The sequence below is a fragment of the Maritimimonas sp. 2210JD6-3 genome (assembly GCF_056591795.1).
The window spans coordinates 17,637-39,529 of record NZ_JBWQOJ010000007.1; the positions used below are offsets into that span (position 1 = coordinate 17,637).

The 21,893-nt window shown below is 31.2% G+C and carries 19 protein-coding genes and 1 tRNA gene; 19 read left to right on the top strand and 1 reads right to left on the bottom strand.

Features of this window, described 5'->3' with window-relative positions; genetic code table 11:
* The first annotated feature begins 22 nt into the window (after positions 1 to 22).
* From AC1EUY_RS05040 to AC1EUY_RS05075, 8 genes are all read left to right on the top strand, one after another.
* Positions 23 to 1,102: a sensor histidine kinase gene (locus tag AC1EUY_RS05040; protein WP_480194417.1), complete on the top strand. Its 1,080-nt coding sequence runs from the start codon at positions 23 to 25 to the stop codon at positions 1,100 to 1,102.
* Entirely contained in the window at positions 1,086 to 1,802 is a 717-nt protein-coding gene (locus AC1EUY_RS05045; RefSeq protein ID WP_480194418.1) for a LytR/AlgR family response regulator transcription factor, read from the top strand. The genes AC1EUY_RS05040 and AC1EUY_RS05045 overlap by 17 nt, the downstream gene beginning before the upstream one ends.
* Positions 1,803 to 1,834: 32 nt before the next feature.
* Positions 1,835 to 2,914: a diphosphomevalonate decarboxylase gene (locus AC1EUY_RS05050; RefSeq protein WP_480194419.1), complete on the top strand. Its 1,080-nt coding sequence runs from the start codon at positions 1,835 to 1,837 to the stop codon at positions 2,912 to 2,914.
* A 145-nt stretch (positions 2,915 to 3,059) separates the two neighbouring features.
* Entirely contained in the window at positions 3,060 to 3,641 is a 582-nt protein-coding gene (locus AC1EUY_RS05055) for a toxin-antitoxin system YwqK family antitoxin (RefSeq protein WP_480194420.1), read from the top strand.
* Between the two features lie 85 nt (positions 3,642 to 3,726).
* Entirely contained in the window at positions 3,727 to 4,656 is a 930-nt protein-coding gene (locus AC1EUY_RS05060; RefSeq protein ID WP_480194421.1) for a mevalonate kinase family protein, read from the top strand.
* A gap of 11 nt (positions 4,657 to 4,667) precedes the next feature.
* Positions 4,668 to 5,603 (top strand): geranylgeranylglycerol-phosphate geranylgeranyltransferase, encoded by a 936-nt coding sequence (locus AC1EUY_RS05065; protein ID WP_480194422.1) that lies wholly within the window; start codon positions 4,668 to 4,670, stop codon positions 5,601 to 5,603.
* A gap of 1 nt (position 5,604) precedes the next feature.
* Positions 5,605 to 6,555, top strand: a complete 951-nt coding sequence (locus AC1EUY_RS05070) for a carbon-nitrogen hydrolase family protein (protein WP_480194423.1) — start codon at positions 5,605 to 5,607, stop codon at positions 6,553 to 6,555.
* A gap of 43 nt (positions 6,556 to 6,598) precedes the next feature.
* Complete coding sequence (locus AC1EUY_RS05075; RefSeq protein ID WP_480194424.1) at positions 6,599 to 7,456, top strand: pseudouridine synthase; 858 nt, start codon at positions 6,599 to 6,601, stop codon at positions 7,454 to 7,456.
* Positions 7,457 to 7,492: 36 nt separating this feature from the next.
* Here AC1EUY_RS05075 and AC1EUY_RS05080 read toward each other — a convergent pair.
* Positions 7,493 to 7,568, bottom strand: a tRNA-Phe gene (locus tag AC1EUY_RS05080).
* Positions 7,569 to 7,668: 100 nt separating this feature from the next.
* Here AC1EUY_RS05080 and AC1EUY_RS05085 point away from each other — a divergent pair.
* The 11 genes from AC1EUY_RS05085 to AC1EUY_RS05135 all read left to right on the top strand — a co-directional run bounded on the left by AC1EUY_RS05085 (position 7,669) and on the right by AC1EUY_RS05135 (position 21,814).
* Positions 7,669 to 8,394, top strand: a complete 726-nt coding sequence (locus AC1EUY_RS05085; protein WP_480194425.1) for a type III pantothenate kinase — start codon at positions 7,669 to 7,671, stop codon at positions 8,392 to 8,394.
* Positions 8,391 to 9,659: a BamG family beta-barrel-assembly machinery protein gene (bamG, locus tag AC1EUY_RS05090; RefSeq protein ID WP_480194426.1), complete on the top strand. Its 1,269-nt coding sequence runs from the start codon at positions 8,391 to 8,393 to the stop codon at positions 9,657 to 9,659. The genes AC1EUY_RS05085 and bamG overlap by 4 nt, the downstream gene beginning before the upstream one ends.
* A gap of 17 nt (positions 9,660 to 9,676) precedes the next feature.
* The gene (locus tag AC1EUY_RS05095) at positions 9,677 to 11,047 is read left to right on the top strand and encodes a hypothetical protein (protein ID WP_480194427.1); all 1,371 of its coding nucleotides are present in this window, start codon (positions 9,677 to 9,679) and stop codon (positions 11,045 to 11,047) included.
* Positions 11,048 to 11,057: 10 nt separating this feature from the next.
* Positions 11,058 to 11,624, top strand: coding sequence for an LPS export ABC transporter periplasmic protein LptC (gene lptC, locus AC1EUY_RS05100; protein ID WP_480194428.1), 567 nt, complete (start codon positions 11,058 to 11,060; stop codon positions 11,622 to 11,624).
* 3 nt (positions 11,625 to 11,627) lie between these two features.
* On the top strand, positions 11,628 to 11,837 hold the full coding sequence (locus AC1EUY_RS05105; RefSeq protein WP_480194429.1) for a hypothetical protein: 210 nt from the start codon (positions 11,628 to 11,630) through the stop codon (positions 11,835 to 11,837).
* Positions 11,824 to 13,170, top strand: a complete 1,347-nt coding sequence (locus AC1EUY_RS05110; protein WP_480194430.1) for a M24 family metallopeptidase — start codon at positions 11,824 to 11,826, stop codon at positions 13,168 to 13,170. Before AC1EUY_RS05105 ends, AC1EUY_RS05110 begins: the two co-directional genes overlap by 14 nt.
* Before the next feature lie 4 nt (positions 13,171 to 13,174).
* Positions 13,175 to 14,437, top strand: a complete 1,263-nt coding sequence (locus AC1EUY_RS05115; protein WP_480194431.1) for a hemolysin family protein — start codon at positions 13,175 to 13,177, stop codon at positions 14,435 to 14,437.
* A 95-nt stretch (positions 14,438 to 14,532) separates the two neighbouring features.
* Positions 14,533 to 16,677: a peptidylprolyl isomerase gene (locus tag AC1EUY_RS05120; RefSeq protein WP_480194432.1), complete on the top strand. Its 2,145-nt coding sequence runs from the start codon at positions 14,533 to 14,535 to the stop codon at positions 16,675 to 16,677.
* A gap of 114 nt (positions 16,678 to 16,791) precedes the next feature.
* Positions 16,792 to 18,162 carry an OmpA family protein gene (locus tag AC1EUY_RS05125; RefSeq protein ID WP_480194433.1) on the top strand — a complete coding sequence of 457 codons (1,371 nt, stop codon included), beginning with the start codon at positions 16,792 to 16,794 and terminating at the stop codon, positions 18,160 to 18,162.
* A gap of 82 nt (positions 18,163 to 18,244) precedes the next feature.
* Positions 18,245 to 20,977: a PD-(D/E)XK nuclease family protein gene (locus tag AC1EUY_RS05130; protein ID WP_480194434.1), complete on the top strand. Its 2,733-nt coding sequence runs from the start codon at positions 18,245 to 18,247 to the stop codon at positions 20,975 to 20,977.
* A complete protein-coding gene (locus AC1EUY_RS05135) occupies positions 20,978 to 21,814 on the top strand; it encodes an alpha/beta hydrolase family protein (RefSeq protein ID WP_480194435.1) in 837 nt (278 codons plus the stop codon).
* Positions 21,815 to 21,893 lie beyond the last annotated feature (79 nt).

Here is a 21,893-nt window from a genome sequence, read left to right on the forward strand (position 1 = left end):
AATATATGCATCTTGCAACATCATGGAAAAAAGAGTGCTCATAACCAACTATATTTTACCAATTATAGGACATATCGTTTTCTGGGTAATTATCTACTTTTTCTATGCATATTTTTTAGGTTATGGAAGCACAAATACAGAATACATAAATCACTTCTCTGTATTTTTAATGCCTGTAAGTATCGCAATTAGTTATTTTTTAATTTATTATTTGATTCCCAATTATTTAATGACCAAAAAATATAGATTGTTTATATTATATAGTATCTATACATTTATACTTTCGGTCTTTGCAATCATTCTGTCTATTCTTTACGGATTGGTTTATACAGAAAACTTAAAAGCCGAAAATACTTCTCCGTTAACAAAAACGCTACCCTTTATTATTCTAGGAGTCTTTTTTGTAGTACTCATCGTAGCTTTTATAAGTTTAATACTGCACAATTATAAATCTGTAGTCTCGAATGAAAGCCTAAAAAATAAGATCTTACAAACACAACTAAGGCTTAAAGAACAAGAGTTGAAATTTTTAAAAATGCAAATTCATCCGCATTTCTTATTTAACTCTTTAAATACTATTTATGGATATGCCCTTAAAAAAGGTGATGAGGCTCCAGAAATGATATTGAAATTATCAAACTTACTAGATTATATATTATACCAAGTAGATAAACCACAAGTTTTTTTACAAGACGAAGTTAAACACCTCGAAGATTATGTAGCACTTGAAAAAATGCGTTTTCATGATACTTTAGAGGTATGTATCACTAAAGACATTGATAATAAAAATATACAAATTGCTCCTATGTTATTAATTCCTTTTGTAGAAAACAGCTTTAAACACGGTACTATAATTAATGGGAAACTAACTGTTTCTATTGATTTAAAAATAGTAAACAATATGCTATACTTTAAGATTATTAATTCGTCTATAAAAGATTTAGAAATATCTAAAGGTATTGGTCTTGAAAATAGTAAAAAACGTTTGGCTATGTTATATCCTAATAACTACTCATTAGATACTAGACAACTTAAAAATCAATATAAAGTCATTTTAAGAATTAAGAACCTAAAACAATTACAATATGAAGAAAATAATTAAATGTATTGTAGTTGATGATGAGCCCATGGCGCGTGAAATCTTGAAAACACATTTACAAAAAATTGATTTTATTGAGATTATAGCTTTATGTAAAAATGCGTTAGAAGCGTATTCTATTTTAAACAGTCAGGTTATAGATCTGGTTTTTTTAGATATTAATATGCCTGAGGTTTCTGGTTTATCGCTGGCAAAATCATTAAATAAAAATAATCAGATCATTTTTACCACTGCTTATCGTGAATATGCTGTTGATGGCTTCAACCTTGAAGCGGTTGACTATCTACTTAAACCCATATCTTTTGAACGTTTATTACAAGCCATTCATAAGCTCAATAAAGAATTACCTGCTATAAGTTCTCACGAAAAGTTTTTAGTAACATCAGATAAGAATGAGTTTTTGTTTGTTCGCGCTGACAGAAAAATGGTGAAGATAGATTTTAATAACATTAATTATATTGAAAGTTTAAGTGATTATATTAAAATTCATCTAGACACTAAAACCATTATAACCCGTGAAAAAATTAGTGTTATCGAGTCTAAATTACCTTCAGATCATTTTTTAAGAATTCATCGTTCTTATATCGTTTCGATAGCAAAAATTCAGTCTTTTACGAACGAATTTATTGAAATCAGCCAAAAAGCAATCCCGATAAGTAGAACTTATAAAACAGCAGTTTTAAATAAATTGGAAAATTTATAAGTGAAATAATATCTTTGCACAAAACCATACGTTTGAATCTTAACGAATTTATTTACAAGTCAGATAATCACAAAACTTTAGAAAACGGCAGCTTTACTTGGAAAACGCCTAGCAATATTGCTTTAGTTAAATATTGGGGAAAACATGGTATGCAATTGCCAAAAAATACCTCTATCAGTTTCACATTAGATGCTTGCCATACAATTACAACATTAGAGTTTAAAGAGAAAGCATCCTCTAATGCTGAATTTGAAATTTATTTTGAAACAGAAAAAAAAGATGATTTCAAGCCAAAAATAAAAGCATTCTTAGATAGGATTGAAGAATACTCATCTTTTTTAAATGACTATGATTTAGTCATAAAAACCCATAACTCTTTTCCGCACAGTAGTGGTATCGCATCATCAGCCAGTGGTATGGCAGCGCTTGCCCTATGCATAATGAGTATGGAAAAGGCTTTACATCCTGAAATGTCTGATGAATTATTCTTTAAAAAAGCTTCCTTTTTAGCACGTTTAGGTTCAGGTAGTGCAGCGAGAAGTATTAAAGGAAATTTGGTTGTTTGGGGTCAACATGCTCACTTAAAAGGAAGTTCAGATTTATTTGGTGTTGAATTTCCGCATAAAGTACACAACAACTTTAAAAATTACCACGATACTATTCTGTTAGTAGATAAAGGCGAAAAACAAGTTTCTAGTACTGTGGGTCATGATTTAATGCATCATCATCCATTTGCTGAAGAACGTTTTAAACAAGCAAATGAAAATATTGAAAAAATAAGCAAGGTGCTTCAAAATGGTGACTTAAAAGCATTCATCGAGATTGTTGAAAGCGAGGCACTGACATTACATGCTATGATGATGACCAGTAATCCTTATTTTATTTTAATGAAACCAAACACACTTCAAATCATACATAAAATTTGGAATTTTAGATCAAAAACGAATACACATGTTTGCTTCACCTTAGATGCTGGTGCAAATGTTCATGTTCTTTATCCTGAAAAAGAAAAAGAAAAAGTTCACCACTTCATTGTCAACGAATTAATTGAATTTTGTAAAAATAATCACTATATTTGTGATAGAGTGGGCTTGGGGGCAAAGCCGATGTAAATAGAAAAGCTCATTATAAAATTTTAATGTGCCCTACCATTAAAATGTTGAAGATTTAGAGATCAATAACCTCTACATAAAAAAGGCAGCTAAAAAAGCTGGTAGAGATGTTTGTTGCCTAATTCAAATACTAAATCTCAACATTATGAAAACTTTTATCTCACTTTTACTTACAGGATGTTTATCCTTTTTAAATTCTGAAATCACAGCACAATCAGAAAAAGATACTATTTGGTATGATGCCAATTGGAATGTAGCCTCAAAAAATATCGCTTCTTATTACAGACCTAGCCCATTACCTAAAGACAATGGCTTTTGGCTTATAGATTACTACATTTCTGGTAAAAAACAAATGGAAGCATGGTCTAATGCTGCCGATTCAGAATTTTTTAATGGTACCGTCACTTGGTATCATGAAAATGGTAATATTTTACAAACGGTAAATTACAAAGACAACATTTTAGAAGGTGATCGAAAAAATTACCATGAAAGTGGTCCTTTAAAAAGTCAGTATAGTTATAAAAACGGAAAAATTGAAGGACCTTGGATAAGCTTCTATGAAAATTCTAAAAAACATGAAGAAGGGCAATATAAAAATGGTGAACGTGAAGGTGATTGGAAAGAATATCATGAGGATGGAAGGATTAAAGGTGAAGGTAAATACAAAAAAGGTAAAAAAGTAGGCAGATGGACAATGCATTATTATAGCGGAATTGAAGATGAATAGTAACTTTTTTAACTAGTTAGAAATTTAATTTACAACAGAATCTATTATATTTGCGTTATGTTATTGAAAACCACTTATTAAATATATGAAGGGACCCTTATTTTATGCAAAAATTTTATTGTTCGGCGAATATGGAATTATAAAAGATTCTAAGGGCTTAGCAATTCCCTATAATTCATATAAAGGGGCATTAAAAATGACCAATACCCTTACAGGTGTTGCTAAAAAATCTAATGAAAATCTTTTAAATTTTTATGAATACTTAACTGAATTAGATAAATCTGATTTGGTTTCGTTTCGATTGCACGATCTTAAAAGAGATATAGATAGTGGTATGTACTTCGATTCTAGTATCCCTCAAGGCTATGGGGTTGGTAGTTCAGGCGCCTTAGTAGCAGCGATTTATGATAAGTATGCTGATCAAAAAATTACTGTTTTAGAAAACTTAACGCGTGAAAAATTATTGAAGCTAAAAGCTATATTCTCGTCAATGGAATCTTTCTTTCATGGGAAAAGTTCAGGGCTAGACCCACTAAACAGTTATTTAAGTTTACCTATTCTTATAAATTCAAAAGATAATTTAGAACCTACAGGTATTCCTTCTCAAAAAGAAGGAAAAGGTGCCGTATTCTTGTTAGATTCTCAACAGGTTGGCGAAACAGAACCCATGGTAAATATCTTTATGAATAAAATGAAGAATGAAGGCTTTAGAAAAATGCTCAACGAAGATTTTGCAAGACATACAGATGCCTGCATTGATGATTTTTTACATGGTAATATAAAATCACTATTTGGGAACGTAAAAAAACTTTCTAAAGTAGTTTTAGATAATTTTAAACCGATGATTCCACAACGATTTCATAACGTTTGGCAAAAAGGTATCGATAGTAATGATTATTATCTAAAATTATGCGGATCTGGTGGTGGTGGTTATATACTTGGCTTCACGCAAGACTACAAAAAAGCAAAAGAGCTTCTTAAAGACTACAAATTAGAACTGGTATATAGATTCTAAACCAGTTTCACATGGAAAATGTGCAAGTCAAAGCCCAAAGCGACAATTCTAAAAAAAAGTATAACATACTATATAAATTTTTTAGTTTACTTTCTGTTGTAAGAGGTTATAATGTTTTAGTATTAATTACTGCACAATATTTAGCGGCAATCTTTATTTTTTCACCTAAGAAATCACTACCAGAAATTCTATTCGATATTGATCTTTTTTTAGTGGTACTAGCTACAGCCTGTGTAGTTGCTGCTGGTTATATTATTAATAATTTTTACGATTCAGAGAAAGATAAAATCAATCGTCCCGTAAAATCGAAGATCGATAATATTGTCAACCAAAAAACCAAGCTTAATATTTATTTCTTTTTGAATTTTTTGGGCTTTACGCTAGGGTTTTTTGTTTCGTGGAAAGCAGCTGGGTTTTTTGCTATTTATATTTTTTTGATATGGTTTTATTCACATAAATTGAAAAGATATCCTTTAACAGGATTAATAGGATCAACCCTATTATCATTATTACCTTTTTTCGTAATTTTCGTTTACTACCGTAATTTCTCTAAAATTATCTTTGTACATGCCTTATTTTTAGGAATTATACTTCTAATTAAAGAACTTATAAAAGGATTAGAAAATCTAAAAGGTGATCTTTTGCAAAACTATAAAACCGTCCCTATTACCTATGGTGTTGCATATACAAAAAAGTTAATAAGCTCACTCATTCTCTTAGCACTTGTGCCTACTTATTTTTTATGGAAATACCCAGAAATGGGTTATATGAAATACTATTTTTATGTAAGTGGTATTGTCTTTATATTTTTTCTTTTTAAGCTTTGGTCTAGCAATACTAAAAAAAACTATTTGCTACTTCATAATATCATAAAGTTCATTATAATTTTAGGTGTATTTAGCTTAGCTTTGATCGATACATCAGTACTAATAAAACGTATTTTATAAAATGGATAATCAATTAAAAGTAGCTCTTGCCCAAATTGCTCCCGTTTGGTTGAATAAAATTGAAACTTTAAAAAAAGTTAAAAATGCAATTATTGAAGCTGCAGCAAATAAATGCGAGTTAATTGTTTTTGGTGAAGGGTTAGTTCCTGGTTATCCTTTTTGGTTGGCACTTACAGGAGGAGCAGAATGGAATACAACAGTTAACAAAGAAATTCACGCACATTATGTTCGTAATTCAATTACTATAGAACAAGGGGATCTTGATGCTATTTGTAAACTATCCATTAAGTATAAAATAGCAATATACCTAGGTATTATCGAAAGACCTTTAGACCGAGGAGGGCATAGTATTTATGCCTCTTTGGTTTATATTAATCAAACTGGTGAAATTAAATCTGTGCATAGAAAATTACAACCTACTTATGATGAACGCCTAACTTGGGCACCAGGTGATGGTAACGGTTTACAAGTACATTCGTTAAAACAATTCACTGTTGGAGGGTTAAACTGTTGGGAAAACTGGATGCCGCTACCAAGAGCATCACTTTATGGGCAAGGAGAAAACTTACATATTGCTGTTTGGCCTGGTAGCGATCACAATACCAAAGATATTACCCGTTTCATTGCTAGAGAATCAAGATCGTATGTTATTTCTGTTTCTAGCTTAATGACAAAAAATGATTTCCCAAAAGACACTCCTCATTTAGATAAAATATTAGAAAAATCACCAAAAATTTTAGCAAACGGAGGAAGTTGTATTGCAGGTCCTGATGGTGAATGGATTATCGAACCACAACTACATAAAGAAGGATTGATTATTGAGACTTTAGATTTCAATCGGGTATTTGAAGAACGTCAAAATTTTGATCCTGTTGGTCACTATTCTCGACCTGATGTTACAAAATTGATCTTAAATACTAAACGACAATCAACTATTTCTATAAAAGAGTAGTGTTCAATTAGTTTTAGAAGTATCTTTGCGCAAAATTTAATAAATGGCAACTAAAAAATCATCGTCGAGAGGACGACACGCCAGCGGTACTTCTCGAACTACAAATTCAAAAAAGAAAACGTTTAGCAAAGGCAAACCTAGCTTCAAAAAGGATTCGCGAAAATCTTCAGACACTACTAAGAAAACAGCTTCAGATACTATTCGTTTAAATAAATACATAGCCAATGCTGGTATTTGTTCAAGGCGTGAAGCAGATACGTATATACAATCTGGTAGTGCTACTGTAAATGGTAGAGTTATTACTGAGATGGGATATCAGGTAAAACCAGGTGATGAAGTGCGATTTGATGGATCTTTAATCAGTCCTGAAACTAAGCGATATGTGCTGCTCAATAAACCAAAAAATTATATTACGAATAGCGAAGATGAACGAGGTAGAAAAACGGTAATGGAGTTAATTGCTGGAGCAACGAAAGAACGTTTGTATCCAGTTGGAAGACTAGATCGTAATACCACAGGACTATTATTATTTACGAATGATGGTGATATTGCTAAAAAGCTAACACAACCTAAAGTACCTTTTAAAAAATTGTATCAGGTTTCTTTAGATAAGAAATTAGCTATGAAAGACCTTCAGAAAATTTCAGAAGGTTTTATACTTGAAGGTAAAATGGTTTTTATAGACGCCGTTTCATATATAGAGAATCAACCCAAAACTGAAGTGGGTATTGAAATTCACTCTGGTAGAAATAGAATAGTTCATAAAATTTTTGAGTATTTTGGATATAAAGTAACCAAATTAGATCGGGTGTTATTTGCTGAGTTGACGAAGAAAAATTTACCAAGAGGCCATTGGAGACACCTTACCCAACAAGAAGTCAATAACTTAAAAATGATATAAACCAAAAAAGCCGATCAAATTTGATCGGCTTTTTAGTGGTGGTGCCTCCAGGAATCGAACCAGGGACACAAGGATTTTCAGTCCTTTGCTCTACCAACTGAGCTAAGGCACCAATTGCATAAATGCGGATGCAAATATATATTCATTTTTAAAATTGACAAAGATAAATTTATAAATTTTGCTTTTGTAAATTTACAACTTTTCATTCAGGTATGAATTTAATCATCGACATTGGTAATACTAGAAGTAAAATAGCAATTTTTAAAGACAAAAAAATTGAAGAATTACGCATTTCATCTCATGAAAAAACGAATAAAGAGATTGCAAAAATTTTAGCTAAATATGCTGTAAAAAATGTCATTATTTCATCGGTAGGTCAACCTGATATTATTGACAACAACTTATTTGAGCATAGCAAAAAAATCATTGTTCTTGATCATAAAACTAAAGTACCTTTTAAAAATAATTATAAAACACCCTCAACTTTAGGAGTCGATAGAATTGCTCTTGTTGCTGCAGCAGCTCAAGATAGACCAAAAGAGAATGTATTAATTATTGATGCTGGTACCTGTATTACCTATGACTTTCTAAATAAAAAAAATGAATATAAAGGAGGGGCAATCGCTCCAGGCATTAATATTAGATTTAAAGCATTACATGACTATACTGCTAACTTACCTTTGTTAGAAATAGACACATTTTCTGTGATCGGAAAGAACACAAACGAATCTATATTATCGGGTGTTTTAAATGGTGTTATTCAGGAAATTAAAGGTGTGATAACACAATACGAAAACAAATATTCAACTTTAACAGTAGTTTTAACAGGCGGTAACACAAATTTCTTGGCTAAAAAGCTAAAAAGTAGCATATTTGCCAATCCAAATTTTTTGTTGGAAGGATTGAATAGTATTTTGATACACAATACAGACGAATGATAAAAAAAATAATAGGATTACTTTTTCTACTAATTTCTCTAACTATTTTTGCTCAGAGAACAAATAACTCACCTTATTCTATTTTTGGTATTGGCGAGAACTCCAATACAAAAACAGTAGAAGAAATGGGTATGGGAGAAGTTGGAGGAGCTTTTAATAGCACGTATTTATTAAACTTTACAAATCCTGCTGCTTTAGCACATTTAAGATTTACTAATTATAGCTTGGCAGGTCAAAATAGAGCAATACAATTAAATGATGGTTCGAATAAAGCTTCTGGGTCTAATGCTTCTTTTTCGTATTTAGCAATTGGGTTTCCAATAGGTCAAAAGGCAGGAGTATCATTTGGTATTAAACCCTTTTCTACAGTTGGGTATTCATTAAGTCAAGAAATATTCGATACCAATAATCAATTAACTGCTATTAATTTATTTACTGGAGAAGGAGGAACAAATAGTGTTTTTGTTGGTTTTGGACATAAAATAGGCAAAAATTTTAGCGCTGGCATAGAAGGTTCTTATATTTTTGGGAGTATAGAAAATAGTTTATTAAATAGACGTAACGGAATACCTTTAGCTACGCTAGAAAAAACTGACTCTGATGTGAGAGCATTGCGAGTAAAAGGAGGTATTCAATATGTTGGAAAGTTGAACGAAAAAATAGCTTTAAAAGCTGGTTTAGTAGTTGAATTAGAGAATGAATTATCAGATGAAGGAAGGCGTTTTCGTATTTCAACTGAAAACATTCCTAATCCCACATCTCAACAACATAAGGATACAACAATTAATCAATCATTTAAAAATACCATTACAATCCCTACGAAAACTACCCTTAGTGCTGGTATTGGAAAAGAGAATAATTGGTATGCTGGTATAGAATACGAATTTCAAGATGCATTATCATTTAAAGAACAATTAACACAGAATGCAACATTTCAATACGATAAATCTAACCGAATCTCTGTTGGAGGATTTTATACACCAAAAATAAATTCTATTTCAAACTACTGGCAGCGAATTACTTATAGGTTAGGTTTTAAATACCAAGAGTTAGGATTACTTGTAAATAATACATCAATTAATGATTTTGGCATGTCTTTTGGGGTAGGCTTACCGATTGGCAAACAATTATCGAATATAAATTTAGGAATTGAATTAGGCCAACGCGGAGAAACAACTAACAATCTGGTTAGAGAAAATTATCTTAACTTTAGAGTCGCATTTTCACTAACAGACAGGTGGTTTAGAAAGCAAAAATTAAATTAATAATAAAAATAACCAAAATGAAGAGAAATGTTACATATTTACTACTAGGTTTATTATTTACGGTAGGAATTAATCAAACATATGCACAAGATAAATATGGTGCTCAACCTGATAAATGTAAAATTCAGTTATCATTATTCAACGAAGCTGCTAAAGGAGGAAATTTTGATAATGCTTATGAGCCTTGGTTATGGGTTATGGATAATTGCCCGAAAGCATCAAAGTTAATTTATAGTAGAGGTTTAAAAGTTGCAGAAGATCGATATAAAAAAGCGACTGGTGCTGCAAAAGAAACTGAGAGTAAGCTTATTGATAGAGTGTATGAAATGAGAATCCAACATTTCCCTGATAATTTAGGAAAAGTTTATAGTGACTGGGCTGGTTCTTTAGAAGATCGTGGTATGTCTGACGATAAAGTTTTTGAAAAATTAGAGAAAGCTTTTAAAACGGATCCTTCAGCCATGAGTATTAAAAATTTAGCTAAATATTTTAAAGCTGTTACTGAGCGAAATAAAGACACTAATACGCAAATGGTTTTTGATACTTATGATGATGGTATGGAGGCTGTGAATACAAAAATGGATGGATATATCAAGTCAAAAGATAAATTGCAGGGCAAATTAGATAGTGGTGCTACTTTATCTAAAAAAGAGGCTAAAGAAATGCGAATTGATACACTCAATTTAATAGGTCTTGGTCAAGTAGAAGGTATTTTTGATAATATATTAGGTACGGTTGCAACTTGTGATAGGTTAATACCATTATACAATAAAGGCTTTGAAGAACATAAAACAGATGCAAAATGGTTGCGAAGAGCAGCTTCGAGGTTAAATGCCAAAGAATGTACTGATGATCCTATATTTCCTAAATTAGTTGAAGCCTATGTAAATGCTGAACCGTCTGCAGACGCCTATGTATATTATGCAAAAGTACTTGAAGACCGAGGTAAAAAAGGGGAGGCAACAACCTATAGAAAAAAAGCAGTTGATTTAGAAACTGATCCTTATAAAAAGGCTAAGCTTTTATACAATATCGGAACTACGTGGGTTAGAAGAAGTCCTTCTCAAGCTGCTAAATATGCTAGAGAAGCACTACAATATCAACCAAGTATGGGTAAGGCCTATTTATTAATTGCAAGAGCCTATGCTGCGAGTGTAAACAGTTGTGGAAATGATGAGTTTACCAAAAGAATGGTATATATAGCTGCTGCTAATAAAGCATTACAGGCTAAAAGAGTAGATCCTAGTTTGTCGAAAGCTGCTGGTAAATATTATAGCAGCTATAAAGCTAATGGACCTTCTAAAAAATTAATATTTCAATTAGGTTTAAAATCTGGGGCTTCGCATCGAGTAGGTTGCTGGATTGGTGAAACGGTGAGAATACCATAAAAATATACTGATGTTAAAATCAGTTCAACATATATTAATTTTAAACATTGCTGCTCTTTTTCTAGCAGCAATGTTTTTTTCATGTGGTAATGATATAAAAGAAGTACAAGATTTTTTAGCCGATAAAAATCTACCTGTGGCTGAAGCGAAAAACATAAATATGATTCACACAGATTCTGGCTTTGTAAAAACTAGACTCATCACACCATTGCTGTACGATTTTAGAAATAGAGAAAATCATCCTTATCAAGAATTCCCCAAAGGGATACAAATTACTTCTTTTGACGATAAAGATTCAACAACACTTATTGCCGATTATGCCAGAACTTACAGCAAAACCTCTATTTCTGAAGTAATGGGCAACGTGGTTATTACGAATCATAAAGACAATTCTAAATTATATACTGAGCAGTTATATTGGGATCAAAGTACGCACTATATTTATACCGAAAAAAAATTCAAACTAATAACAAAAACTGACACCATAAACGGTAGAGGCTTTGAATCTAACGAAGATCTTACGAAAATTACTATGAAAAATATTAGTGGTGCCGTTTATGTAAACGAAAACGAATAATTTATGAACAAATATTTACGATTTTCTGAAATAGCTTATATCGGTCTTATTATTTTTTCAATCTATTCAGCCATTCAACGCTGGGATATTGATAGAAATAAGGCTTATATATTTCTGTTTTTTTCTGTACTTTTAGTCATTATGCTATACTTTAAACGAAGATTTAGAATTCGTTATGAGGAGCGCAGAAAAAATAAAAATGATGAAAAATAGACCCTTAGTTTTTAAACACTTTCTTTTTCTTATACTATTCGTTTTTTTTACAATTCAAACTTCTTCTCAAATTTTACCCTTAAAGGATAGAGCAAAAGTTGAAGATGAAATATTAAAGGATCGGTTTGATAATTTGCTCCCAAAGTTAATGAATCAAACAGATATCGATATGTGGGTATTGATTTCTAGAGAATATAATGAAGACCCCGTGCTACGAACGATGCTCCCATCAACTTGGTTGAATGCTCGACGAAGAACCATTCTTGTTTTTTATAGAAATAAAGAAAAGAATAGCATTGAAAAACTGGCGGTTGCTAGATATAATGTTGGTGAAAACATACAATCTGCTTGGAAAAAAGAAGAGGAACCCGATCAATGGAAAGCACTATTAAAAATTATAAAAGATAGAGAACCTTCTAAAATTGCATTAAACACTTCAAAATATTTTGGTATAGCCGATGGTTTGGTAAAAACAGATTATGATTGGTTCACCAAAAACTTACCAGAAAAATATAAAAGCAAAATTGTATCTGCTGAAAAGTTAGCCATTGCTTGGATTGAGACTCGTACCGAGAAAGAAATGGTATATTTTAAGCAGCTTTCAAAATTAACACATGATATTATTGCTGAAGCCTTTTCAAATAAAACCATAAAACCAGGTGTAACATCTACCGAAGATGTAGTTTGGTTTCTAAGGCAAAAATTAAATGATCTTGGTTTAAAAACTTGGTTCCATCCAACGGTAGATATTCAGCGTAGTAGTGAAAAATTAGGTAGTCATATTACTTCTTTTTCTAAAAGACCAGGAGAAAACATCATCCAAAAAGGAGATTTATTACATTGTGACTTTGGTATAACATACCTTAGACTTAATACAGATTGTCAACAGCACGCTTATGTATTAAAAGATAATGAATCTGAAGTACCAACTTTCTTGAAAGAAGCATTAAAAAAAGGAAATCGTCTTCAAGACATTCTTACTACTAATTTCGCTGAAGGAAAAACTGGAAATGGGCTTCTATTAGAATCCCTCTCAGAAGCAAAAAAAGAAGGTTTGAGGCCATCCATTTACACGCATCCTTTAGGGCTCTATGGGCATTCATCAGGAACAACTATCGGTATGTGGGATTCTCAACAAGGCGTTCCAGTAAACGGTGATTATCCTATTCATTACAAAACGGCATATGCTATCGAGCTAAACACAACGGTGCATATAAAAGAATGGAATAGAGACATAAGAATCATGTTAGAAGAACCAGGGTATTTTGATGAAAATGGTTTCACTTATATCGCAGGACGACAAGAAGCAATAATTCCTGTAAAAGCTAAGTAATTCGATGGTATTACAAATAAGTATTATTGTCATATCTATTTTACTATCTGCTTTTTTCTCAGGTATGGAAATTGCTTTTATCTCTTCTAATAAAATGCATATTGAAATTGAGAAGAAAAACGAAGGATGGCTTGCTAGAATATTAACCCGACTTACCGAAAATCCATCAAAATTCATCACCACAATGTTGGTGGGAAATAATGTTGCATTAGTAGTCTATGGCTACTTTATGGGTGAATTACTTACGCCCTACATTATACCAATTATTTCAAATGCATTTGTTGTCTTACTATTACAAACTATAATATCTACACTCATTATATTGATAACAGCAGAATTTTTACCAAAAGCCATTTTTAGAATTTATGCTAACGAAGCTTTAAAATTCTTTGCATTACCTGCGTATTTCTTCTTTTTAGTGTTTTACTTTTTTTCAGGTTTTATTGCTGCCATTTCTGATTTCATATTAAATGTATTTTTTAATACTACAAAAGATGAAGCACAACTAGAATTTAGTAAAATTGAATTGGGAAATTATATTACAGAACAATTAGAAACTTCAGATGAAGAAGATATAGACTCAGAAATTCAAATATTTCAAAATGCATTAGATTTTCATGATGTAAAAGCAAGAGAAGCAATGATTCCGCGCACAGAAATCATTGCCATTGATGTTAGCGAAACATTAACAAATCTTAAAAAATTATTTATAGAAACTGGGCTATCAAAAATCATGGTATATAAAGATTCACTAGACGACATTATTGGTTACGTACATGTTTTTGAATTGTTTAAAAAGCCTAAAAATATTCGCTCCATTATTGTACCCATAGAATTTGTGCCCGAAACGATGATGATTAACGATATTCTTAACGGATTAACTAAAAAAAGGAAAAGTGTTGCCATAGTTTTAGACGAATACGGCGGTACCTCGGGATTAATTACTATAGAAGACATTATTGAAGAATTATTTGGAGAGATTGAAGATGAACATGATACTACCGAACTACTTGAACATAAAATAAACGATCGCGAATTTGAATTCTCTGCGCGTCTAGAAGTAGATTACGTAAATGAAGCGTATAATCTATCGCTCCCAGAAGATGATGCCTACGAAACTATTGGTGGACTTATTACAAATTATACTGAAAACATTCCTGAGCAAGATGAAATTGTTGAAATAGACAACTTTCAATTTTTAATAAAACAAGTTTCTTCATCTAAGATTGAAGACATTTATCTAAAGGTTTTATACAAAGAAGAATAGCATTGTATTCTTAGGTAATTTCCTGTAGATTATCTTTTTTTTATTTCAAGGTAAATTGTATTTTCGCACACTAATTTATTTAAACGAAAAGAAGAATGGCTATTTTAGGAAAGATTAGAGAACGTTCGGTATTCTTAATTATCATTATTGCAATGGCTTTATTTGCTTTTGTACTTACTGGTTTATTTGATGCTAACAGTCCGTTATTTAATAAAAACACAAACATAATTGGTGAAATTAATGGTGAATCTATTTCACGTGAAGAATTTGCTGAATTGGTTGACCAACAAAGAACCAGAAATAATAACCGTGGCTCACAATTGCAAAGTGTTAAAACTGCTTGGGATAATTTAGTAAGAGAGAAAGTATATGAAACTCAATTAAAAAAATCTGGAATTGTTGTCGGAGAAAAAGATATATGGGATGAAGTTTTGAAGCAACCATTTATTCAGAATAGTCCACAATTTAAGAATGAAGCTGGTCTTTTTGATGAAGATAAATTAAAAGAATATATCGCTACACTTGAAGAAAGCGCGAGTGATGATGAGCAAAGTAAAGCACAATGGTTGGGTTGGTTGAATTACGAACGTAATTTAAAAACGAATCTTGAGCTTAACACCTACTCTAATTTAATAAAAGCGGGCTTAGGTGCAACTTTAGTTGAAGGTGAACGAGATTATATTTCTAAAAATACTAAACTAGATTTAGAGTATGTTCACATTCCTTTCACAAAAATTTCTGATAGTTTAGCAACGGTAACCGATGATGAAATTAAAGATTATGTTAAAAGTCATCGTGATGAGTTTAAGTTTGAAGCTGCTAGAAATTTAACATTTGTAAAGTTTGATATAAAAGCTACTCCAGAAGACGAAGCTGCTATAAAAGCTGAGGTTGCAAAATTAATTAATGATAGAGAAGAATATTCGTCTGCGACTAAAGGTAATGTAAATATTGTTGGATTAAAAAATACAAGCGATTACGCAAGATTTTTTACTGAAAATGGTTCAGATACGCCTTTAGATATGGCATATTACACAAAAGCTAGAATGGTAAAACCACTAGCTGATACCATTTTTTCTTTTAATAAAGGTGATGTTTATGGCTCTTATAAGGATGGTGAATACTACAAGTTAACAAAAGTAGTTGATGTAAAACAATTACCTGACTCGGTAAAATCTAGACATATTTTAATTCCTTTTCTAGGTGCTAGAGGTGCAGATGCTAGCATTACTAAAACACAAGAAGAAGCAAAAAAGACAGCAGATAGTTTGCTTACTATTTTAAAAATAAATAAATCAAAATTTGAAGATTTCGTTAAAGAATATTCTTCAGATAAAGCGAGTATTGCCAAGGGAGGTAAGTATGATTGGTATCCTTATAATCAAATGGTTCCAGAATTTAGAGATTTCACTTTTGAAGGAAATGTGGGAGATTTGGGAGTTGTAAAAACCGATTTTGGTTTTCATATTATCGAAATTGAAGGTCAAAAGAATAAACAAAAAGCCCTTCAGCTGGCAACTTTCACAAGAAAAATAGAAGCTTCAGAAGCAACCGAAAATGCTATTTTTGAAGAAGCAGAAACTTTTGCATCTGATCTCTCTAATACTAAAGACATGGTAGAACTTGGTAAAGAAAAAGGATATACAGTAATGCCAATTTATTCAATAAAAGAACTTGACGAAAGAATATCTATACTGGGTAATCAAAGAGAAATTGTACGATGGGCTTTTGAAAAAGATACAGATGTAGATGATATTAAGAGGTTTGACATCGATAATGGATATGCAGTTGTAAAACTTGATAAGAAAATTAAAAAAGGATTATCTATTGGTAATGATAAATCTAAGATTAGAAGTAAGTTAATGAATGATAAGAAAGCTCAAATCATCATGGATGAAATAGCAGGTAAATCCTTACAACAAGTAGCTAATGCGTATAAAACTAATATATCTTCTAGTAGAGCTGTTACATTAAATACTCCTACGTTGCCTGGAGTTGGTCGTGTGCCTGAATTAATAAATACCTTGACCTTATTAGAAAAGGACAAACAATATGATATTAGAAGTAATAATGCTGTTTTCGCTATAAAGATAAATAAAGTAGAAGCACCAGCTAAACTTGAAAATTTCAATAGCTTTGCTAGTAATCTTAGCAGAGATTTAAAGAATAAATCCAATAATTCTTACAACGCTTTAAAGAAGACAGCAACTATTGAAGATAACCGTGCAATATTTTATTAAAATTAAATTTACACTAGAACACTATAATTATTAAGATTTTTTATATTTGCAGTTATAAAAATTAAATTTGTAAATAGATTTTTTAACAGAAACTATAAATTAAAACTATTAAACATGAAACATTTAAAGAAATTAATTTTTGTTTTGGCAGTCTTTGCTTCTTTTAGCATAAACGCACAAGATGAAAACAATCCTTGGTCAATTGACTTCGGTATTAATGCAGTCGATACATATCCAACTAACCAAACTTCAGCTGGTCAAGGCAAATGGTTTGATGAATTTTTTAACGTTAAAGATCACTATAATATTTTACCTTCTATTTCAAGAGTTAGAGTTGGTCGTTATTTAGGTGATGGTTTTTCATTAGGGTTAGCTGGTTCTTTAAATAGAATTGAGCAATTCGGTGATATTCCAGCCAATGATCTTTCTTACTATGCGGGAGATTTAGATATACGTTATAATTTGAATAATCTATTTGGTAAATCTAAATGGTTTGATCCTTACGTCTCTGTTGGGGGTGGTTATACGTGGATAGATGAACTAGGTGCTGGTACTTTTAACGGTGGAGCTGGTTTCAACGTAATGTTCACTGATTTTGTTGGTGTGAACTTACAATCTACTTACAAGCACTCATTTGATGAGGATCGTGTTTTACCTCATTTTCAACACGCTTTAGGTTTAGTTATTAAATTTGGTGGAAAAGATACTGATAAAGATGGTATTTACGATAAAGATGACGAATGTCCTGAAGTATTTGGTTTAGAAGCATTCAATGGTTGTCCTGATACGGATGGTGATGGTATAAAAGATAGTGACGATGCATGTCCAGAAGTAGCTGGTTTGGCAGCTTTAAATGGTTGCCCAGATGCCGACGGTGATGGCGTAGCAGATAAAGATGATCAATGTCCAAACGATGCTGGTACTGCTGCTAATAACGGTTGCCCAGATGCTGATGGTGACGGTGTTTATGATAAAGATGATGAATGTAAAGATACTGCTGGTCCTGCTGAAAACAAAGGTTGCCCATGGCCAGATACTGACGGTGATGGCGTATTAGATAAAGATGATAACTGTATTAATGAAGTAGGTCCTGCTTCTAATCAAGGTTGTCCTTTAGTAATCATTACAGAAGAAGCTAAAGCTAAATTAGACGATTTTGCAAAAGCTATCTACTTTAACTCAGGTAAGGATTCATTTAGAGTAGGTGTAACTGAGAAACTTGATTTAATAGCTGATATTATGAAAGAATTTAAAGATTCTAACTTCAGTATTGAAGGTCATACTGATAGTGTTGGTTCTGAAACTCTAAATCAAGGATTATCTGAAAAAAGAGCGCAAGCAGTACTTGATTATTTAGTATCTAAGGGTGTTAGCGCTTCAAGGTTATCTGCTAAAGGTTTTGGTGAAGCAAATCCAATTGCTTCTAACAGAACGAGAAGCGGTAGAGCTAAAAATAGAAGAACTGAAATTAATTTAGCTGACTAAATTAGATTTCAAACAAATCTTAAAAGCCGTACTATAATAAAGTACGGCTTTTTTTATATTCAAATATTTGTATTTTAGTTCTATGCAAACATTTATTGGCGATGTGCTTGATGACCTTTTACTGAAAAATTATTCTATTTCTGAATATACATTTATCTTACCTAGTAAAAGAGCTGGTGTTTTCTTAAAAAAAGAAATAAAAGCAAAAGTCAAAAAAGCTATTCTTTTTCCGGAAATTTTAAGTATAGAAGATTTTATAGAAGAGCTGTCTTCACTTACTTCAATAGATTCAACAAAGCTTCTATTCGAATTTTATACTGTTTATTCAGAACATACCGAAAAGGATAAAGTTGAAACATTTGATAATTTTTCTAAGTGGGCGCATATAGCTTTACAAGATTTTAACGAAATAGATCGTCATAGAGTCAATTCTAACTATATTTTTACTTACTTACAAAATATCGACAGAATTGAGAACTGGGAAATTGGTAAAGAAACCCATTTTACTAAAAACTATTTTTCATTTTTTAATAAGCTACACCTTTATTATACTACTTTATATGAGCGGTTATTAAATAAAAAATTAGGATATCAAGGAATGCTTTATAGAGAAGCGGTAGAAAACATTTCTTTATACATTGAAAACAATAATAATAAAAAGTTCATATTCATTGGTTTCAACGCACTAAATACTTCAGAAGAAATAATTATAAAGCAATTACTTGATAATGAGCTTGCATCTATCTACTGGGATGCTGATGAATTTTATTTTAATAACAATCAAACTTCTATATTCTTAAATAAATACTTGAAGAATTGGAAATACTACGAAAAACAACCTTTTAAATGGATTAAAAATCATTTCAAAGAATCTAAAAATATTCACATTATTGGTACACCAAAAAATAACAGTCAATTAAAGTATGTTGGTGAGATTCTCTCTAAAGAGATAAAAAATAATTTTCAAAATACTGCATTAGTTTTAGCCGATGAATCTTTACTCCCTTTAGCTCTTAATTCTTTGTCAGAAGATGTTAAAAATGTGAATATTACTATGGGATATGACTTAAAAAACATGGGAATTAGTAAACTTTTTCATCATATTTTCAAGCTCCATATCAATGCTAAAAATGGTCGCTATTACTATAAAGAGGTACTGAAGATTTTAAACCACCCCTCAATAAAAGGTATTTATAAAAGTGATTCTTTAATTAATGAAATTATTAAAAATAACTATTCCTGCCTAACATATGAAACTTTATCAAAAATAACTAGAGATAATGAAGAAGTTAAATCGATACTGCTCATTTTTTCTTCTATAAACTCAGATGATGCTTCTGTTTTATTGCATACTTGTTCAGACGTAATCGAAATACTCAAAACAGCAACCAACAATCAAATTGAAAAAGAATTTCTATTTAAAATAAAAACTATTTTTAGTGAACTAGATACATTGAATAAAGAATATGGCTATATAAAAGACCTCAAGACTTTATTTCAATTTTATGTGCAGTTACTACAAAGTGAGAAATTGTCATTTAAAGGAGAACCGCTATCAGGTTTACAATTAATGGGTGTTTTAGAAACCCGTGTTCTCGATTTTGAAACGGTAATAATAACATCTGTAAATGAAGGTATTTTACCCTCTGGAAGATCAGAAAATTCATTTATTCCTTACGATGTAAAAAGAGAAATTGGACTTCCTACCTATCAGGAAAAAGATGCCATATTTTCGTATCATTTTTATAGACTCTTACAAAGAGCAAAAAACATTTACCTACTATATAATACCGAAAATGACCAATACGGCTCAGGAGAGAAAAGTCGTTTTATTACACAACTAGAAATGAGTAAGTCTGAAGAAATACAGAATTATATTGTAAGTCCTAAAGTAAAAGCTTCGAAAATTCTTCCTAAGGTTATTAAAAAGAATGAGTCTATTCTCAAAGTATTAGAAGCTTTAGCTAGTAAAGGCTTCTCTCCTACCACACTGACTTCATATATATATAACCCAATTGATTTTTATAAGCAAAAAGTATTGCGAGTAAAGGAGGTTGATGAACTAGAAGAAACCCTTGCTGTAAATACCTTAGGAACCATTATTCACAAAACACTAGAAACACTTTACATACCTTTTAAAGGAAAGATACTTGCTAGCGAGGATATTACTACAATGAGGTCGAAAATCAACATTGAGGTTAAAAGGAAATTCGAAGAAGAATATAAAAATGGAGATATTTCTACAGGAAAAAATTTGATGATCTTCAATATAGCAAAGCAGTATATCAATAATTTTTTAGATAAAGAGCGAAATCTTATCGACAAAGAAAATGCAATCAAAATAATCGCTCTAGAACATAAAGTAGAAACCGAAATTTTTATAGAAGAATTAGGCAGAACAATTTGTCTAAAAGGTGAAATAGATCGAATCGATGAATTGAATGGTACAACTCGTATTATTGACTATAAAACAGGAAAGGTTGACCAAAAGAAAGTCTCGTTGGTGCACTGGGAAGACCTACTCACAGATTATGACAACTACAGTAAATCCTTTCAAGTGTTAGCCTACACATATTTAATGTATCATAGTAATCAAGTAGCTCTTCCTATAGAAGCAGGTATTATTTCTTTTAAAAACCTAAATGCCGGGTTTTTAAAATTTACTAAAAAAGATCGAGAGGGGTATAATGCTAAAAAAGAAACACTTATAACCGAAGATACATTACTTGAATTTGAAAGACAATTAAAAAAATTGGTATTAGAAATTTTTGATATAGAGATTCCTTTTGAAGAAAAACTAACAACAAAGGTATAAATGGAAATCATTAAAAACCATAGTATATCGGGTAAACATAATCGCCCAATTCTAGTTGACACTTTTTTTAAAAGAAATAATGCAAAAAAACCTTTGGTAATTTTTGCTCACGGCTATAAAGGTTTTAAAGATTGGGGTTGTTGGAACTTGGTAGCCGAACAATTTGCTAGGCAAGACTTCTTTTTTCTAAAATTCAACTTTTCACACAATGGTGGTACGCCTGAGCAACCTATCGATTTTCCAGATCTTGACGCTTTTGCAGAAAATAACTATACAAAAGAACTTGATGATTTAGATTCTGTAATTAATTGGATACTACAGGAAACGCAATTTGAAAATGAAATTAGGAAGAATCAAATTATACTTATTGGACATTCTAGAGGTGGTGGCATCGTCACCATAAAAGCCTCTGAAGACCCTAGAATTACTAAGTTAATTACATGGGCAAGTGTAAGTGACTTTGGTAAAAGAACAGTAACTATTGGTAATCTTGAAGAATGGAAAAAAGAGGGTGTTAAATATGTAATGAATGGTAGAACTAAGCAAATGATGCCTCATAACTATCAATTTTATGAAAATTTCAAAGCAAATGAAGAGCGATTAAATATAGAAAAGGCAACAAAAAGAATTAGCATTCCTCATTTGATTATTCATGGTGATAATGATGAAGCCATTAAAATTAGGGAAGCAAAATCAATTCATAAATGGAACTCTAAAAGTGAATTGATCATTGTTGAAAATGGATCACATACGTTTGGTACTAAGCATCCATGGACTGCTTCTTTTTTAACAAATCCTTTGCAAAAAGTGGTAGAAAAAACCATCGAATTTATTTAAAATCAGCTACTTTTGACCTTTGTAATTAATTATAACACTAATTGTAATGTTTACGCTATCAATACGCCTAAAATGTTAA

What these genes read in the sequence shown, in the direction of transcription:
- AC1EUY_RS05070 (WP_480194423.1), top strand. Translation starts at nt 5,605, where the DNA reads ATGGATAATCAATTAAAAGTAGCTCTTGCCCAAATTGCTCCCGTTTGG.
- AC1EUY_RS05135 (WP_480194435.1), top strand. Translation starts at nt 20,978, where the DNA reads ATGGAAATCATTAAAAACCATAGTATATCGGGTAAACATAATCGCCCA.
- AC1EUY_RS05130 (WP_480194434.1), top strand. Translation starts at nt 18,245, where the DNA reads ATGCAAACATTTATTGGCGATGTGCTTGATGACCTTTTACTGAAAAAT.
- AC1EUY_RS05125 (WP_480194433.1), top strand. Translation starts at nt 16,792, where the DNA reads ATGAAACATTTAAAGAAATTAATTTTTGTTTTGGCAGTCTTTGCTTCT.
- AC1EUY_RS05045 (WP_480194418.1), top strand. Translation starts at nt 1,086, where the DNA reads ATGAAGAAAATAATTAAATGTATTGTAGTTGATGATGAGCCCATGGCG.
- AC1EUY_RS05065 (WP_480194422.1), top strand. Translation starts at nt 4,668, where the DNA reads ATGGAAAATGTGCAAGTCAAAGCCCAAAGCGACAATTCTAAAAAAAAG.
- bamG (WP_480194426.1), top strand. Translation starts at nt 8,391, where the DNA reads ATGATAAAAAAAATAATAGGATTACTTTTTCTACTAATTTCTCTAACT.
- AC1EUY_RS05120 (WP_480194432.1), top strand. Translation starts at nt 14,533, where the DNA reads ATGGCTATTTTAGGAAAGATTAGAGAACGTTCGGTATTCTTAATTATC.
- AC1EUY_RS05105 (WP_480194429.1), top strand. Translation starts at nt 11,628, where the DNA reads ATGAACAAATATTTACGATTTTCTGAAATAGCTTATATCGGTCTTATT.
- lptC (WP_480194428.1), top strand. Translation starts at nt 11,058, where the DNA reads ATGTTAAAATCAGTTCAACATATATTAATTTTAAACATTGCTGCTCTT.
- AC1EUY_RS05075 (WP_480194424.1), top strand. Translation starts at nt 6,599, where the DNA reads ATGGCAACTAAAAAATCATCGTCGAGAGGACGACACGCCAGCGGTACT.
- AC1EUY_RS05085 (WP_480194425.1), top strand. Translation starts at nt 7,669, where the DNA reads ATGAATTTAATCATCGACATTGGTAATACTAGAAGTAAAATAGCAATT.
- AC1EUY_RS05115 (WP_480194431.1), top strand. Translation starts at nt 13,175, where the DNA reads ATGGTATTACAAATAAGTATTATTGTCATATCTATTTTACTATCTGCT.
- AC1EUY_RS05095 (WP_480194427.1), top strand. Translation starts at nt 9,677, where the DNA reads ATGAAGAGAAATGTTACATATTTACTACTAGGTTTATTATTTACGGTA.
- AC1EUY_RS05040 (WP_480194417.1), top strand. Translation starts at nt 23, where the DNA reads ATGGAAAAAAGAGTGCTCATAACCAACTATATTTTACCAATTATAGGA.
- AC1EUY_RS05110 (WP_480194430.1), top strand. Translation starts at nt 11,824, where the DNA reads ATGATGAAAAATAGACCCTTAGTTTTTAAACACTTTCTTTTTCTTATA.
- AC1EUY_RS05055 (WP_480194420.1), top strand. Translation starts at nt 3,060, where the DNA reads ATGAAAACTTTTATCTCACTTTTACTTACAGGATGTTTATCCTTTTTA.
- AC1EUY_RS05060 (WP_480194421.1), top strand. Translation starts at nt 3,727, where the DNA reads ATGAAGGGACCCTTATTTTATGCAAAAATTTTATTGTTCGGCGAATAT.